This window comes from Mesorhizobium sp. B2-1-1 (assembly GCF_006442975.2).
Lineage (GTDB): Bacteria > Pseudomonadota > Alphaproteobacteria > Rhizobiales > Rhizobiaceae > Mesorhizobium.
The window spans coordinates 418,890-435,652 of record NZ_CP083955.1; the positions used below are offsets into that span (position 1 = coordinate 418,890).

The 16,763-nt window shown below is 62.6% G+C and carries 14 protein-coding genes and 1 pseudogene; 9 read left to right on the forward strand and 6 right to left on the reverse strand.

From position 1 onward, the window contains the following. Positions 1-86: 86 nt before the first annotated feature. The 5 genes and pseudogenes from FJ972_RS29895 to FJ972_RS29915 all read right to left on the reverse strand — a co-directional run bounded on the left by FJ972_RS29895 (position 87) and on the right by FJ972_RS29915 (position 4,449). Positions 87-1,229, reverse strand: coding sequence for a GSU2403 family nucleotidyltransferase fold protein (locus tag FJ972_RS29895; protein WP_140523249.1), 1,143 nt, complete (start codon positions 1,227-1,229; stop codon positions 87-89). Positions 1,230-1,434: 205 nt separating this feature from the next. Next, positions 1,435-1,686 (reverse strand): annotated as a pseudogene (locus tag FJ972_RS29900) (DDE-type integrase/transposase/recombinase); the annotation flags it as partial. Then, complete coding sequence (locus FJ972_RS29905) at positions 1,655-2,239, reverse strand: DUF1403 family protein (protein ID WP_140523247.1); 585 nt, start codon at positions 2,237-2,239, stop codon at positions 1,655-1,657. The pseudogene FJ972_RS29900 and the gene FJ972_RS29905, both read right to left, overlap by 32 nt. Further along, entirely contained in the window at positions 2,143-3,429 is a 1,287-nt protein-coding gene (locus FJ972_RS29910; RefSeq protein WP_140523245.1) for an NAD(P)/FAD-dependent oxidoreductase, read from the reverse strand. Before FJ972_RS29910 ends, FJ972_RS29905 begins: the two co-directional genes overlap by 97 nt. 99 nt (positions 3,430-3,528) lie before the next feature. Next, positions 3,529-4,449, reverse strand: a complete 921-nt coding sequence (locus FJ972_RS29915) for a LysR substrate-binding domain-containing protein (protein WP_181165427.1) — start codon at positions 4,447-4,449, stop codon at positions 3,529-3,531. Positions 4,450-4,604: 155 nt separating this feature from the next. Here FJ972_RS29915 and FJ972_RS29920 point away from each other — a divergent pair, with 155 nt between their 5' ends. From FJ972_RS29920 to FJ972_RS29960, 9 genes are all read left to right on the forward strand, one after another. Further along, positions 4,605-5,456, forward strand: a complete 852-nt coding sequence (locus FJ972_RS29920; protein ID WP_140523240.1) for a transporter substrate-binding domain-containing protein — start codon at positions 4,605-4,607, stop codon at positions 5,454-5,456. Positions 5,457-5,658: 202 nt separating this feature from the next. Continuing rightward, positions 5,659-7,197, forward strand: a complete 1,539-nt coding sequence (locus FJ972_RS29925) for an FAD-dependent oxidoreductase (RefSeq protein ID WP_140523237.1) — start codon at positions 5,659-5,661, stop codon at positions 7,195-7,197. 192 nt (positions 7,198-7,389) lie between these two features. Next, complete coding sequence (locus FJ972_RS29930) at positions 7,390-8,340, forward strand: LysR substrate-binding domain-containing protein (RefSeq protein WP_224656359.1); 951 nt, start codon at positions 7,390-7,392, stop codon at positions 8,338-8,340. Positions 8,341-8,409: 69 nt separating this feature from the next. After that, a complete protein-coding gene (locus FJ972_RS29935; RefSeq protein WP_140523234.1) occupies positions 8,410-9,996 on the forward strand; it encodes an FAD-dependent oxidoreductase in 1,587 nt (528 codons plus the stop codon). Further along, positions 9,993-10,853: a transporter substrate-binding domain-containing protein gene (locus FJ972_RS29940; protein WP_140523232.1), complete on the forward strand. Its 861-nt coding sequence runs from the start codon at positions 9,993-9,995 to the stop codon at positions 10,851-10,853. Before FJ972_RS29935 ends, FJ972_RS29940 begins: the two co-directional genes overlap by 4 nt. Before the next feature lie 48 nt (positions 10,854-10,901). After that, complete coding sequence (locus tag FJ972_RS29945) at positions 10,902-11,648, forward strand: amino acid ABC transporter permease (RefSeq protein ID WP_140499588.1); 747 nt, start codon at positions 10,902-10,904, stop codon at positions 11,646-11,648. Next, the gene (locus FJ972_RS29950; protein WP_140523229.1) at positions 11,645-12,484 is read left to right on the forward strand and encodes an ABC transporter permease subunit; all 840 of its coding nucleotides are present in this window, start codon (positions 11,645-11,647) and stop codon (positions 12,482-12,484) included. The genes FJ972_RS29945 and FJ972_RS29950 overlap by 4 nt, the downstream gene beginning before the upstream one ends. Continuing rightward, positions 12,468-13,259: an amino acid ABC transporter ATP-binding protein gene (locus FJ972_RS29955; RefSeq protein WP_281405127.1), complete on the forward strand. Its 792-nt coding sequence runs from the start codon at positions 12,468-12,470 to the stop codon at positions 13,257-13,259. The genes FJ972_RS29950 and FJ972_RS29955 overlap by 17 nt, the downstream gene beginning before the upstream one ends. A 142-nt stretch (positions 13,260-13,401) precedes the next feature. Further along, complete coding sequence (locus tag FJ972_RS29960) at positions 13,402-15,444, forward strand: NADH:flavin oxidoreductase (protein WP_140523226.1); 2,043 nt, start codon at positions 13,402-13,404, stop codon at positions 15,442-15,444. Positions 15,445-15,464: 20 nt separating this feature from the next. On the opposite strand, the gene FJ972_RS29965 is transcribed toward FJ972_RS29960, so the two are convergent. Next, positions 15,465-16,760 carry an NAD(P)/FAD-dependent oxidoreductase gene (locus tag FJ972_RS29965; RefSeq protein WP_140523224.1) on the reverse strand — a complete coding sequence of 432 codons (1,296 nt, stop codon included), beginning with the start codon at positions 16,758-16,760 and terminating at the stop codon, positions 15,465-15,467. Between the last annotated feature and the right edge of the window lie 3 nt (positions 16,761-16,763).

A 16,763-nucleotide genomic window follows, 5' to 3' on the forward strand; every position in this document is an offset into this window, starting at 1 on the left:
AGTGCCTTGTTTTAGACGAACACGGCGAACAGACCTCAGCTACGGTATATTCCCTCGTACGCGATCCTGATCAACGAGGATATTCCTCAGTCCAAGCGACAGGGCGGCTTTCGGGTCGCACTTTTTTCTGGCGACGACTTCACGGCCGAGTTGAAGCCGTCCAACTCCTCGCCGATCTCGACAAGGGCCTTTCTGACTGTCTCCTCAACTTCCTGTCGTTTCTTCGGCGGCATCAGGCTCAGCCCCTTCAGCATCGCCTCGCGCCAGTGCTGCCCCCTGCCCCACGCTTCCGCGAGCGCTGTTGCAAGGTCGTCCTGGCGACGGGTGGCCTCCAGTGCCTCGATAAGGAGGCTGGCCTGATAGACGTCCTTTTCGCGCTTGGCGACGCCGTTTGCATCTGATTGCCTGCGAGAGGCGACGATGAGCTTGTGAACTGCATAGCGTTCCGGCGACGGCACGGTTACAGGCACCCCTGACCGATGCAGCATCACGGTCCGGATGGGCTCGTGGATGAGGAAATCAAGGAAACGCAAGGGCTGCGCCGAAGCTCTGCCCAGTGCTGGCATCGGAGTGGCATGGTCGGTGTAGTGATCGGATCCCCGGTTCGGCGTGAGGAATTCGACCTTGTATCTCGTTGCATTCTCGAATTGCGTCGCGTGTGCGGGATCCGATCTGTGCGGGATCTCCCTGAAGGTCGGGTCAATCTCTCTCAAGATTTCCAAGATCGGCGGCCGGCTGTCGTCGACTGACGAGGAGATCGAGTAGTGCTGCGCGAAATCGGCATCGCCGGTTTGCAATGAGGCACCGGGCAATCTCACGCCGAGATGTCCCGCATACGTCTGGAAGGCAACCGTACCGACGAGCACGCCTCTCAGGCGGAAGATTCCTGCTGCTCCCATTGCTCCAACGACATCGCCAGTGAACCGGTCCGGTGCAGTCAGCCCTGCTTGGCGAGTCAGCGTGGAGACGAGTTTCCGTCGCCCGCGGAGGTCTTCCTTGATCTCTTGGAAGGCTGCAACGCGTTTCGCGATCTCGGGATCATCGGACGGGCCGACATACTTCCGCGTCTTCTTGGGTTGGGTCTCCTCAAAATACCAATAATCCCGCCCCTTCACCGGAACCCGAACGAAATTTCCCGCCGTTGAGAAGTCGGTTTCGAACGATGCACCAAGGCAGCGCTGAACGAGTTCCGCATACATCGTGCGATAAACGAGATCGACCGTCTTCATGCGCCGGCTCCGTTATAAGAAAAATGAGTTTCTCTTATAACAGGATGAACTCAAGCGACGCAAGCGGTGGTTATAAGACAGTTGCAGAAATCTTATAACGCCGCCGCATCATCCAGGGTTCACGCAGACCCGTCATGCCACACATGGCGATCGATGCGCCCGGCTTTGGCCAATGCTACCGCCAACGATGCTGGAGCCGCGCCGATCAATCAGGCACCGCGTGACCGCCGCTGATCATGTGAACCATTTTGATGCCGTTTAGGATGATCGCGGCTGATCCCGGTGATTTGAAGCCGAGCATTGACCCGATGCGGCGCTTGATGCGCCGATGGTCCTGTTCGATCCGGTTACTCAGGTATTTACTCTTGCGGGTCCGGATCGGCTTCAGCCGACGCCGGGAACGATACTGCAAGCGATTTGAGTTGTCACAGGAAACGACAGCCTCCAGGGTGGGCTGGTGCTGCCAGCACCAGGTCGGCAAGCCACCAGGCCAAAAGCTCGGGGTCGGGCCGAATCGCGGCGACGCGGGCGGCGATTGCCGTTGCAGCGAACGGCACCGGCCGCTGCGATCCCGCCAGTTTTTCGATCTCCGTGCAAAGGTCGGCGAGCGCCGCGCGGTGGCAATGGAGCCCGAGCTGGTCGACGATCTTTTCGAGTCGGTCGGCGCTGCCAGCGGGCGGCTGCACGGACAGCTGCCGCCAGGCGCCAAGAACCGCGCCGGCGGGGCCGGGATCGGCGCCGGCCGGGCGCAGGTACCAGGGGTCGCGCAGGGCGTCCTCGGCGCGGCCGGCGAGCCGCATGCTGCCGGCCGCGCTTCCTATCGCGGTGAGCTCGGCTCCGGCCTGTCTGACAAGTCCGTCAAGCCCGGCTCCGCCGTTAAGTCTAAGGCGAGGCCGCGTGAACGAACACGATCTCAAAGCGCCTGTTGCGCTTTGTGAACGATGCCCTTTTCGAACCGGGAAAGAGCAAAGGCGGAAAGATTGATCGAGGGGCTGCCCTGTGTGACCCATTCGCCGAGTTGTTTGCCGATGGAAGGTCCAAGCGCAAAGCCGTGGCCGCTGAAGCCGGCCGCCACGAAGAGTTCGAGCTCTGGCTTGGGCCGATCGATGATTGGAATGACGTCGGGCGTGATATCCAGCCTGCCGGCCCAGGCGTTCTGCAGTTCGATCGTATTCAGATGCGGAAAGATCTGCCGGAAGCCAGCAAGGTTGGCCATCACCTTGCGCATATTGGGCTTCGGCTCCGGCAGCGCCTGCACGGCATTGCGGCGGCTGAAGCGCGCGGCTAATTGATGACGGAAATCGGCTCCGATGCTGAGGTGCAGTTGACGCCAGTTGTTGCGATAGGCGGGTATGAAATGGCGCATGCAGCGAAATGAGTCGACGGTGATTTCGTAATCGACTCCCATGCCGCGATAGCCGTTACCGATAATGAAATCGCCGCCCATAGAGGGGCGGAATGCAACGCGGGGACCCCACATCGCGATGCGGGTGAAGGGTGCTGCCTTCCGGGTGCGGCCGACGGAGGATTTGACGATCTGGATAGGCAGGTGCAGGCCGGCCGAAGCGGCCAGCACCGGTGCGCCGATGCCGTTTGCCAAAACGACGGTTTTTGCTTCGAAGATCCCGTTAGACGCCAGGAGCCTCGGTCTGTCCTGCCTGTCGAGGTCGAGCCGGAAAACCGGTGTATCTTCCAGGATAGTGACTCCGGCTTCGCGTGCCGCAGCCGCGATGGTCCGGGTCGAAAGAGCCGGATCGGCATGGGCGTCGTCGGCGGTGAAAAGTCCGCCGCGCCATTGCCCAGCCAATTCGGGGATTGTCTGACGAACGTCCGCGGCATCCAGCAGGCGCGTCGAAAGGCCGAAGCTGCGCGCAATATCGTGGCCGCTGCGGATCCGATCCTCATCGGCAGCGGTTTCCGCGGGGACCAGGATTCCGCTGCGGGTGAACTGCGTCGCCTGTGTGCCGTATCTCGAGGTCAAGTCCGCCCACAGTTCCAAGGCTTCGACCGCGAGCGGCAGCTCGGCTTCATGCCGTCCTTGCCGGCGGATGAAACCCCAGGCACGGCTGGATTGTTCGGAAGCGATCTTGCCGCGCTCGAAGATTGTTACCGACCTCCCTTTGCGGGCTAGGGAAAGAGCGGTCGAGCAGCCGACAATTCCTCCACCGACAATGGCCACGTCCGTTTGAAAGGTGCCCATCTATGTTCCTTGCCCGATCCTTCGCCGCGACAATAACAGGAGAAGGCAGCCGCGCGTGGCATAGGGCTATGCCGGATCGGCATAGATGCGCGCCCGGCTTCAATTGCGGTGGAAGATATCGTCGATCTGACGCAGGACATCGCGGCGCGATGCCTTGAGGCTGGAAATGAATTCGCGCGCGACGCGCGAGGGGGAACGGTGTGTCGGATAAAGCATGCCGAGACGCAGGCTGACCGCGGGCTCGAAGGGAATGGAGCGCACTCCCGGATGCTCGCGAAAATCGAACGCCGTGAAGGGGTCGATCAATCCGATTCCCAGCCCCTTGGCCACCATGTTGGCGATGGTGCTAAAAAGCTGGGCTTCAAGGACAATGCGGCGCTTAACGCCGTAGCGGTCGAAAATCTGGTCGGCGAGTTGCCTCCCCAGATGATTGTGGGTGATGGAGATATAGCGTTCGTCGCGTAAATCTTCCGGCGTCAGCCGTGCCTTCTGCGCCAGCCGATGATGGCTTGGAACCGCCATCAGATAATGCGCGGAGCAGAATTCCTCGATTTCGATGCCGGAGCGGTCGAAGGGATATTCGGCGATGCCGACATCCACAAGCTGGCTGGCGACGAGTTCTTCTATGCGCGGCGACATCTGGATACGCAGCGAAATGCGGCTCTCCGGCCGGCTTGCCGTGAAGCGGGCGATCGCCGAAGGCATGAAGTCCATTGCCAGCATCGGCAGCGACGCCGCCGAGACCATCCCGGAATTGGCGACCTGCATTTCGCGGGCGATCTCGCGGATTTTGTCGATCGACACGAAGGCACGAAGAACCTCCTCATGCAGCAGGAGGGCTTCCGGCGTGGGATTGAGGTGCCCGCCGGACCGGTCGAACAGGGTCACTGACAAAGATGTTTCCAATTGACCCAGAAGCCGGCTTACGGCCGGCTGGGAAACGCCGAGAAGCTCCGCGGCCCCGATGGTGGTCTTTGCAGTCATCGTTGCCTTGAAGGCTTCGAGTTGCCTGATGTTCAAGCCGCCTCTCCTTTGCAGCCTATAACGGAACTGCATAGCGTCCATAATTCCCCTTATTTGACAATGGGATCGGCGCGAAGTCCGATTGATGAGGCGGTGACCAATCGCCGGACCGCGACATTTGTCGCCAATAATTGCAATGGGAGGATTGGGCAATGGATTTATGGGTGAAGTTCACGTCGATCGCCGTCGTGGCTGGCGCGGTCCTTGCGGGAGTTGCCGCAAAGGCGGACGCGGCCAATGATCGCTTCAAGGAAGTCCTTGAACGCGGCACGCTGCGGGTCGGAGTGCAGGGTGCCTATCCGCCCTGGTCCTATCGTGACCCCGATGGCAGGCTCGTCGGGATCGAGCCTGATCTCGCTGCGGATGTCGCCGAAAAGCTGGGCGTCAAGCTGGAACTGGTTCAGATCGAATCCGCCAACCGCATGCAACTCCTGCAGCAGGGAAGGATCGACCTCATCCTCGGGGCGATGTCCGACCTGCCGGAGCGACGCAAGGTCGTCGGGATGGTGCAGCCAGCCTATTGGGTATCGGGCGCCAATGTCATGGCCAAGGCCGGACTGATCAAGAGTTGGGAGGATCTCAGCGGCAAGCCGCTTTGCGCCAAGCAAGGCCTTTTCTACAATACCGTGATCGCTCAGGCCTATGACGCCAAGATCATTTCCTTTTCCGGCAATACGGAAACCAAACAGGCCCTGCGCAGCGGCAAATGCGCAGCGTGGCTGTCGGACGATACGGCGATCCAGCAGTCGTTGAGAACCGAAGGCTGGGATGGTTACGAAATGCCCCTGAAATCCCGTTATCACAGCTATTGGGCGGCAGGCGTTCCACTGGAGGAGCGCGACGGCATCTGGGGAAAATTCATGACCGGCATGAGCCATGGCTGGCATGCCTCCGGCAAGCTCATCGAACTTGCCGAGAAATGGAAAGTGGTCGCGGATCCGTGGTTCGAAGCCGAACACGAAAAGCTGCTTGAGGCTGACAACACGAAAATGGACAGCCAGTAGTCTCAACGCGACAGGCGCGCCGCCAGGCCGGTTGGCGGTCGACAGACAGCCTTTGTCGAGCCGCCGGCCGGAGACGGAAAAGCTCCATTTTGAGACCGGTGGACGCGGTCCTCCGGTCGATTTTTTTCAACTCTTGGTTCGATCGGCCCGGCGCGGGCGCCTGCGCCAAGCGGATCCATAGTTGCAAACAAGCAGGGATATCATGCGCCTTTCACTCGATGAACTTTCCGGATCAGTCTTCGACGTCGCCATCGTTGGTGCCGGCATCAACGGCGCCGAAACAGCGCGTTGCCTCAGTGCTGCCGGCTATTCGGTGCTGCTCGTCGACAAGAGTGATTTCGCCGCCGGCGCCAGCGGACGGTCTTCGCGGCTCCTTCATTGTGGTCTGCGTTATCTCGCGCCCGGAAAATCCGTCTGGGAATTCGTGCGCCAGCCGCAGCGCTTCCTGACCGCGTGCCGGATGGCCCGGGCGGCGATGCAGTCACGGGCGCAATTCGTCCGCGACACGCCCGACCGTATACGCTCCATGAGGTTCTGCTTTCCCGTCTACCGTGGAGGCCCTTATAGCGGGTGGCAGATCGATGCGGCGTTCCGCATCCTGAAATCCCTGGGCGGCCGCGAGGTGCCGCTGAATTACCGCCGGTTATCGGGCGCAGAAGTCGCGCAGATGCCGCTTCTCCAGCATCTGCGCGACAAGCAGGCGCTCCAGTCGGTCGCCATGTTCGACGAATACCAGTTCGACTGGCCCGAACGGGTGGTGGTGGATGCGGTGCTGGAAGCGCAGCGTCTGGGTGCGTCGGTACGCAACTATACCGAAGTCACCCATGCGGCGCAGCAGGGCGATCTGTGGCAGCTGGAGCTCGGCGATACGCTGGATGCTGCCGCCCGGCCCGTTCACGTCGTCGCGCGCAGTGTTTTCAACATGGGCGGGATATGGATCGACCGCATTAATGCGCGCGTCGAGGCTGGGCGGATCGGTCGTCGCATCACCGGCACCAAGGGCGTGCATATCGTGGTCCGCCTGCCGCCCGAATGCAGCCGTTTCGGCATCGCAACGCTCAACCGGCTGAATGAGGGGCTGTACTGTATCCCGTGGCGTGGCCTGCATTATTTCGGACCGACCGAAACGTTGTATGACGGCGATCCCGACGACATCCATCCGACCGAGGAGGATTTCGAGTTCCTGCTCGGCGAAGCCAATCATCTCCTGCCGACGCTCGATATCAGGCGGTCCGACATTCTCTATGGCTGGGCGGGCGTGCGGCCGCTCACTTACGATCCGGCGCAGCCCATGGGCGCACGTTCGCGGCAACTGCATGACTTCGGTCCTGAAGGAGCGCCCAACCTGTTCGCCATGACGGCAGGGCCGATCATGAGCCATCGCTCGGCAGGGCAGCTCGCATTGACGGCACTGGGCAAGGGACTGGCACCGTCACGGCCGAGCCAGCAGCCGGATTTCGCTTCCAGGAGCGTTCCGCGCGAAACCGGGAACAGCTCACGCGAGGACAAGCTTTCGATCATGCAACGGGGCGTGGAGAGCGAGCATGCCGAGACCATCGACGATCTGCTGGTACGCCGCAGCGGCCTCGTCTGGAACGACGACCCGCTTGGCGAAGACGTGGACCTGGCAGCCGAGGTGCTTGCCAAGGCGCGCTCATGGTCGGCGCAGAGGAAGCGGCAGGAGGCTGCTTCCGCCCGGGAGGCTATCGCCCATCGGCTGCACATTGATCCGCCCGCTTGACCCAATATCGGGCCCACCTGCCACCAGAGGCAGTGTTTCATGCCCTCTTTGCAGGACAGTCCGCGCCTTGAAGCCGTCAAAGATAATGACAGCCTGCTGATGGATAGATGCTACACAGCCGGTACGCGATCGCGGGAATCGCGATTACGGGACGAATGGCTTTGCAGGGAGTCCGGGGAAGACCGGTGCGCCATGACAAGTACGTTGAACCTTCTGCACTACTCGGCATTTCGCGCCGTCATGCTCACCGGCACCGTCAGCGGCGCGGCCGAATTGCTGGGGCGCAGCCAGCCGGCCGTCAGCCGGCTTCTCGACAAGCTGGAATACGAGCTTGGCGTTTCGCTTTTCGAGCGCCGCAGGGGCCTGATCACGCCGACCACCGTGGCACACCTGTTACTCGACGAGATCGAGCGAGCCTATGTCTCGCTGGACGCGTTGAGCAGCTTCGCAGCACGGTTGGCAAGCGGGGAAGGCGGCGAGATCAGCCTTGCGGTCATGCCGGCGCTGGGCATCAATTTCGTGCCGCATCTGCTGGCCGATTTCAGGAAGAACTGGCCGAAGACCAAGGTCACGCTGAACGTGCGCATGTCCGTCAAGATCGAGGAATGGGCGGCCGCGCAGCAGATTGATTTCGGACTGGCGGAAACACCGTTCAAGCGCTCCGGGTTCCGGACCGAAGTCTTCAGTGACGCGCCCTATATCGCGGCTGTTCCGCGCGATCATCCGCTCGCCGGGCGCAGCCGGCTCGGCCCGGCCGACCTGCGCCAGGGGCCATTCATTTCCTGGACTTCCTTCGTCTCGGCACGGCATCTCCTCGATCAGGCGCTGCTGTCCAGTAGCGTCAAGGTGGATGCCGCCTATGAGACGACCTTTTCGGTGTCGGCCTATGAAATGGTCAAGCACGGGATCGGTATTGCGATCATCGATCCCTACACCGCGGTCGAGCAGTTGGACGACCGGGTCAGGCTGATCCCCTTCGCGCCGAAGATCCCGTTTAACGTTGCCCTGCTGCGCCCGGAGTCGCGCGGGCCCAACCCCGCCGCCGATGCCCTGCTGGAGCTGATGGCGCAAAAGCGCGATCGGATCCTGAGACAATTGCCGGACCAGGACGATATGCACACTACGCATATCAATCGCCGATAATTCTATTTTGAACATTTCGGTATCAGCGCTTTATTGGCGTGATCGACCGTCCAGGAAAACAGGCCGCCAATGTCGCCTAGAATTATCGAGATGCAGGGCCGGGACTACGATGTCGTCGTGGTCGGCGCCGGCATCAACGGTTCGAGCGCGGCGCGAGAACTGGCCGCAGCGGGTTACAGCGTCCTCCTGGTCGACAGGAGCGATTTCGCCGCCGGCGCCTCCAGCCGATCCTCGCGCATCCTGCATTGCGGCCTTCGATATTTCGAAACGCCCAACCCGATCCGCACCTTTGCGTTTCATCCGCAGCGCTTCGCCGCGGCCTTGCGCATGGCGCGGGCGGGGATGGAAGCGCGAACCGAACTTGTCGGGCGGAGCCCGCAACGGTGCAAGCCCTTCACCATGTGCTTTCCGATTTATCCGGAGAGCCCCGTCCGCGGCTGGCATTTGGATCTCGGTTTCCGCATCCTGCGCCGTCTCGGGCCACCGGAACCGGCGCTCGCCTATCGTCGGCTGAAGAGTGATTTCGAAACCCACCTGCCATTCGCAAACGACCTGCGGGACCCCGAAAGTCTGCGGTCGATTGCCACCTACCGTGAATACATCATGGACTGGCCGGACAGGCTGTGCGTGGATGCCGCCCTCGACGCCGAGCGAAACGGCGCCGAAATACGCCTGTTCTGCGAAGCTTCCGTTATACGTAGGAAGCCGGAAGGCTGGCTCGTCGAACTGCGCGACGGTAAGGGGGAAGCGGCCGAGGTTCGCGCGTCCGTCGTGCTGAACATGGCCGGCACCTGGGTGGACGCGGTGAACGCCAATCCCGTCGCCGGCAAGCCAGCGCCCTGCCTTGTTCGCGGCACCAAGGGCGCTCATATCGCGGTCAGGCTGCCGGATTCCTATCGCGGCTACGGCATCGCCACGATCAACCGCAGCGGTATGCCGTTCTATTGTCTGCCTTCGCATGACGACTGCTTTTATTTCGGGCCGACGGAGACGCCTTTCGACGGCGACGCCGCCGGTGCCGCAGCCACCAACGAAGACATCGATTTCCTGCTTGCGGAAGCCAGTCACATGCTTCCCGGCCTGCGGCTCGGCCGCCGCCACGTCGAATTCACCTGGGCCGGCGTGCGGCCGCTCACCTTCGATGCAGCCGAGCCGATGGGGCGGCGCACGCGTCAGATCCACGATCTCGCATCTGCCGGCAGGCCGGGTATCTTCGCGATGACGGCAGGGCCGGTCATGAGCCATCTGAGCGCAGGGCGCGAGATGCTGCGGATCGTCGAGAAGCAACTGAAGCCGACGCGCAAGTCCGTGGCGAGGCGGATCCCGGAGACAGGCGACAGCGGTGCGGAGTTCGCAATTTCGAGGCCGCTTTCGCAAGGCAGGCGCGCCGCTTTCCGCACAGCGGTTTCGGTCGAGCATGCCCGCGACCTGAAAGGTATTCTCTATACGAGGACAGGCCTCGCCTGGCGCCGCCATCTCGACCGCGCCGAGGTTGAGGAGGCTGCCGATGCCATTGCCGATCTGGTCGGCTGGGCGCCGGAGCGGACCGTCAGTGAAATCGACGGGTTCATCCGATACCAGAAGACGGCGTTCCGCGCCGCATCGGACCTTCCAATTCAGCCGACAACACACAAAATGGGAGATGTAGAAGCATGAAAATCGGATCAGCACTGAAAACCATCGCCGCCCTTGCAGTCACGCTGGCCGCAAGTGCGATCCTTCCCGCCAGCAGCGCGCAGGCGGCCGAATCGCATCTGCAGCAGATTCTGGAACGAGGCGCCGTGCGTGTCGGCGTTCTCGGCGCGTTCAAGCCCTGGTCCTTCCCATCGCCGGATGGTTCGATGCAAGGCATCGAGGTGGACCTCGCCCAGTCGGTAGCCGATGCGCTCGGCGTCAAGCTTGAGCCGGTCGTGGTCACGTCCGCCAACCGCATGCAGTTCCTGCAGCAGGGCAAGATCGACGTCATCATCGGCGGCATGTACGACACCACTGAGCGGCGCAAGGCGGTCGGCATCATCGAGCCGGCCTATTGGACGTCCGGTCCGACCCTGCTGGCCAAGGAGGGTGTCATCAAGGACTGGAAGGACATCGCCGACAAGCCGGTCTGCGCCAAGCAGGGCGTCTACTACAACAAGCTGGTGGAGACGGAATATCACGCCAAGGTCGTCGCCTTCACCGGAAACACGGAGGGTAAGGAAGCCTTGCGCTCCGGCAAGTGCATCGCCTGGGTCTATGACGATGCGAGCATTATGGCCGACCTCGCTTCGGGCGAGTGGAAGGGTTATGAGATGCCTGTTTCCGTTCTCTTCGACAATCCCTGGGCGGCCGCGGTGCCCGTGGCGGAAGTGGACAAGGCCTTGGGCGTGTTCATGGCAGGCATGGCCTATCGCTGGCAAGCGTCCGGAAAGCTGGTCGAGCTTGAAAAGAAATGGAAGGTGAAGCCGTCGCAGTGGATCGCCGAGCAGCACAAGAAGGCTGAGTGGGACACGAGCTACCTGAAGGGCGGCAACTGAGCCGATGCTCTGCGAAACGCTGATCGATGACCGGCTGCCGGAGCTAAAATGTTCCAGTTGATCGCGCCCTTCTTCCAGGATCTCTACGACCGCACGGGCCTCAATTTCATCGTCTTCTACGACAGCTATGAATATGGGCGCTTCCTGTCCGGCATCAGCATATCGCTACAGCTGATCTTCTGGTCGATCGTCGTGTCGCTGGTGATCGGCGTCTTGGGGGCCTGGGCGCAAAGCGCCCGGTCTCCCGTCCTGCGGGTGCTGATGGATGCCTATATCCAGGCATTCCGCAACACGCCGCCGATGATCCAGCTCCTGTTCTTCTATTTCGCTCTCGGCGCCTTCACGCCGCAGGTCGATGTTGGCGGCTATTACCAGCCGCTGATCTCGTCCTTCGCCTGGGCGATCATCTCGCTCGGCATTTTCGGCGGCGCCTTCAATGTCGAGATCTTCCGCGCCGGCTTGGAGGCGGTGCCGGGATCGACGAAGGAAGCAGCCGAGAGCCTGTGCATGAGCAAGTGGCAGATATACCTGTATGTCACCCTACCGCTGGCCTTCCGCATCAGCCTGCCGGCCCTCACCAACAATCTCGTCAGTCTCGCCAAGACGACATCGCTCGCCTACGTCATTTCCGTCCCGGAGATGACCTATACGCTGAACCAGGTGTGGTCGGACAATGTGAACGTGCCGGAGATGATGTTGCTCCTGTTCCTGTTCTATGTGCTCGTCGTCTCGCTCCTGGCCGCCGGGCTCCATTTCATCGAGCACAGGCTGACCCTGCCGGGATACGGCCAATGAGCGGCGCGGCTTTCCGTATCGAAAGGGGCCGCTTCGCAGAAGAAAGCTTCTGCTCGCGCATCCATTGGCGGCACGGGCTGTGGCTGGTGCTCGCCTTCTTCGGCTCGCTTGCCTTCGCCTATGCCCAATCGGACCCCCAGCAGCAGGCCCCGTCGGCCATCGCCACGCTGATCCTGTGGCTGCCTTTCATTCTCAAGGGTTTCGCTCTCAATCTCCTGATGAGCTTCATCGCCATGGCGGTCGCAACCCTTCTGGGGATCGGGCTGGGATTGCTGCGGGTCAGCCGCTCGAAGCTGTTGCGAACGCCCGCATGGTTCGTGACGCATCTGTTCCGCAATTCGCCGTGGCTGGTGATCCTGTTCACGGTCATGCTGCTGGTGCCGTTCGAGATGCGCCTGCCCGGCGCCGGAACGGTGGCGATACCGGACTGGATCAAGGCCACCTTCGCCTTTTCGCTACCGGTGATGGCCAATATCAGCGAGGTGCTGCGCGGCGCCATCAACTCCATCCCGAAGGGTCAGTGGGAATCGGCGGAGAGCCTTGCCTTCACGCGTGGCCAGACCTTGCGCTGGATCATCCTGCCGCAATGCGTCAGGCGCGCCATTCCGCCATGGATGAACTGGTACGCATTGCTGGCGCTGGCGACGCCGATGGCCTCGATCCTCGGTGTGCACGAGGCGGTCGGCAATGCCCAGGCCGCCATGGAAGCGGCGGGCGCGCGGCCGGAATTCCTCATTCCGTTCTATCTTTTTCTTTTGTGCCTGTTCTTCGCCTACATCTATCCGATCGCAATCTGGACGCGGAAGCTCGAGCGAAAATATGTCGTTGCAAGTTAAATCGAATACCGACGAAGCAAAGCTGAAATCAGGCTGGTCGCCGGACATGCCGATCATATCGCTGCGCGACGTGCACAAGTCCTTCGGCGCCCTGGAGGTGCTGAAGGGGATCAGCTTCGATGTCCGCAAAGGCGAGGTGATCTGCGTCATCGGCCCGTCCGGCTCGGGTAAATCGACGCTGATCCGCTGCATCAACGGGCTCAGTCCTGTCCAGAAGGGCTCGATCAAGGTCGAAGGGCAGGAGGTGAACGACACCAAGCTCGATCTTCTCGCGCTGCGCAAGAAAGTCGGCATCGTGTTCCAGCAATATAATCTCTTCCCGCACAAGACGGCCCTGCAGAACGTCATGATGGCGCCGGTCCTGGTGCTGAAGGAGCCGAAGAGGGAAGTCGAGGAGCGCGCCCGCGCGCTGATCGCCAAAGTCCGCCTGCAGGGCAAGGAAAACGCCTATCCGGGAGAACTGTCGGGTGGCCAGCAGCAGCGCGTCGCCATTGCGCGCAGCCTGGCCATGCGCCCCGACATCATGCTGTTCGACGAAGTCACGGCGGCGCTAGATCCCGAGACGGTGAAGGAGGTGCTGCTCACGATCAGGGAACTGGCGGCAGAGGGCATGACCTGCATCCTCGTCACCCATGAGATGGGATTCGCCCGCGAGGTGGCGGACCACATCTATTTCACCGACCGGGGCGTGATCGTGGAGCACGGCCCACCGGACGAGTTTTTCACCAAGGCGAAGGATCCCAGGACGAGGCAGTTCCTGAGTCAGGTTCTTTAGGGCCGCAGGCCCTCGGACTAGGAGTTTAGGCCCAAGACCCTTGGGCCTCGGAAATTGAACCAACAGGCCGGCAACGGCGACGCGCGGACCGATCCGTCTGCGCGAGCGATCGTGCTCGGCCGGAATTCGGCAGGAGAATGAAATGAACGGGCCGGTCAAGACCATTACCAGGGATCCGCTGCTGCAGCCGCTGACCATCAAGAAGCTGACATTGCGCAACCGTATCATAAGCACCAGTCATGCCTGTGGCCTGGAAGTCGGCGGCATGCCCGAGGAAGCTTATCAGCGCTATCACGAGGAGAAGGCGCGCGGCGGATTGGCGCTATCGATGTTCGGCGGCTCGTCCAACGTCGACCTGGATTCCCCCAACATCTTCCGGCAGCTCAATGTCGGCACCGACGCGATCATCCCGCACTTCCAGCGCTTCAGCGCGCGCATGCATGATCTCGGTGCGGCGCTGATGTGCCAAATCACCCATCTGGGCCGCCGCGGCGATCCTTATGCCGGCGACCGGCTTTCTACGATCGGACCCTCGCCAGTGCGCGAGACGCTCCACCGCAGCATCCCCAAGGAGATGGACGAGCACGACATAGACCGTGTCGTGAAGGCTTACGCCCAGGCTGCCCTGCGCTGCAAGGAAGGCGGTCTGGACGGGATCGAGACCCTGGCGGCCGGGCACCTGATCGGCCAATTCCTGTCGCCGTTGACCAATCGCCGCACGGATCGTTTCGGCGGCGCGCTTGAGAACCGCCTGCGTTTCGGCCTGATGGTCCACGAAGCGATCCGCAAGGCCGTGGGGGATGATTTCCTCGTCGGCATACGTTTTGTCGTCGACGAAGGCCCCGATGGCGGCCTGAACTTCGAGGAATGCGTCAAGGCGGCCCTGATGCTCAAGGCGGGGGGAGGCGTTGACTTCTTCAATGCCATTTACGGCACGATGGATACGACACGCGCGCTTGCGGAGGAGAACATGCCCGGCATGGGCTCGCCGCTGGCTCCATGGATCGAACCGGTCGGCGCCTTCCGCCACGAGGTCGGGTTGCCCGTCTTTCACGCCGCGCGCATTGCCGATGTCGCTTCGGCTCGCTTCGCGGTGGCGGAAGGCAGGCTGGACATGGCGGGCATGACGCGCGCCCAGATCGCCGACCCCCATCTGGTGGAGAAGCTCGCCGGCGGCCGCGAGGCCGAGATACGCCCTTGCGTTGGCGCCACGCATTGCCAGTCGCCGTATCGCCCCTCCTGCCTGCACAATGCCGCGACGGGCCGCGAACTGACGCTGCGCCACATCATCCAGAAGACTGACGGACCTGCCCGCAAGGTAGTCGTCGTCGGCGGCGGACCGGCCGGCCTGGAGGCGGCGCGTATCAGCGCCGAGCGCGGCCATGCCGTTTCGCTCTACGAGGCGGCTGGCGATCTCGGCGGGCAGATCCGGATCGGCGCGACCGGCTCCTGGCGTCGCGACCTCATGGGCATTGTGGAGTGGCGCGAAGCCGAACTGCAGCGTCTCGGCGTTGCCGTCCATACCAACGCCTATATGGAAAGCGCCGATATCGCCGCGCTTGAACCGGATGTCGTCATCCTCGCCACGGGCGGCCTGCCGCAGATCGACCTGCAGGAGGGCGCGGAACTCTGTCTCAACACATGGGACGTCCTGACCGGACAGGTGCCGCTGCATGGCGAAGTGCTGATTTACGACGGAACCGGACGGCATCCAGGCCCGCTTTCCGCCGAACAAGCCAGAGATGCAGGTGCGGAGGTCGCCTATGTCTCGATCGACGCGCAGCTTTCGGAGGAACTGACCTATGCCGAGCGGCTGCGCTGGAAGAAGCGCTTCCTGCAGCTTGGCGTGAGGCCAGTCTTCGAGAGCCGACTCTTCGCGGTTCAGCGCAAGGACAACCGGCTGGAAGCCAGCTTTGTCAATGAAATCTCGCGGGAGGTGACGAGTATCCTTGTCGACCAGGTCATCGTCGAGCAGGGCAGCATTCCCATGGACGAAACCTATTTTGCGCTGCGCAGCCACTCGGCGAATGATGGCGTCACCGATCTCGACGCCATGGTTAAGGCGGCGCCGCAACCGCGCCTGCGGGAAAGCGGCTTCGAACTGCACCGTATCGGCGACGCGGTTTCGAGCCGCAACATCCATGCCGCGGTGCTGGACGCCTTGCGCATATGCAGCGCGCTGTGACGGTGCGCGCGCCGGCGGTGTCAGCGGCCGATGCGGTCGAGAAACTGATACCAGCCCGCCACTGTGCGCACCGCCGGCTCGCGCAGGAAATAGAAGGGGATGGATTGCGGCTCGTTGCGTTGCATCAGGCTGAGTTCCGGCCTGTCTCCCAGCATCAGGTCGACGGCGCGGCGGCCCATGAGGCCCGACATGGCGATGCCGGCCCCGTTGTAGCCGAGCGCGAAACCGGTCCGCTCGTCGAGCATGCCGATCTGCGGCAGGCTATCCATGGTCATGGCCACGAGCCCCGACCATCGGTGGGTGATCGCGGTGCCGGCAAGCTGGGGGAGCATCTCCTTCAGCGCCCTTTCGAGCGCCTGGAAGGCGGAGGCGGAATCTTCGCGCCCGAAGGCCCCGCGCCCGCCGAACAGCATCCGGTCGCCGGCGGGTCGAAACCAGCGCATCATGCGCCGCGTCTCGCTGTAGCTGCGGCAGTGCCGCATCAGCGTGGCCCTGAGGTCGGCGCCAAGCGGCTCGGTCGCGATCATGGCGCTGCGGAAGGGGATCACCGTTCCGCGCACCGGCGCAGTGGCGGCGGTAATGTCGGAATAGCCGTTGGTGGCGATCAAGACATGCCTGGCTGCGACCTGGCCCCGCGCCGTCGTCAAAACGGTGCGGTCGCCGTCCTTCCGGCGTGCCACCACGACCGAATTCTCGAAGATCTCGCCGCCCCCGCTGCGCACTGCGCCGGCAAGCCCCCGCGCATAGTTCAGCGGATGAACGATGCCGGCATGGGTGGAAAGCACGCCGCCGACGAAATCGGCCGAACCGGTTTCCTCGCGCACCGCGCTGGCGTTGAGTATGGTCAGGCTGGCATCGCCGAACATACCCCGCGCCGTCTCCGCTTCGGCCACGAGCCTTTTCTGGGCAAGTTCGTTGTGGGCGCAACGCAAATTGCCGGTCTGGATGAAGCCGGCGTCGGCAATACCCAGTTCTTGGATATTCCGTTCGACGCGATCCATCGCATCATGGCCGATGCGGTGCATGCGCCGCGCCGCTTCAAGCCCATGGTGCGCCGCGATGTCGCTTAGCGAGGCGCGAAACTTGGTGGAAACGACCCCGCCATTGCGGCCGGAAGCGCCCCAGCCGATTTCGACCGCTTCCAGAACGACGGGATGCAGGCCGCGCTCGATGGCGCGCAAGGCGGCATTGAGGCCGGTATATCCGCCGCCGATGATGGCGATATCGGCCTGGACCGCGTTTCCAAGCGCGACCGGCGGCGGCGCCGGCGAGGCCGTTTCCAGCCACAGCGATCGTGGATGTGCCAGGTCCTGCATCGG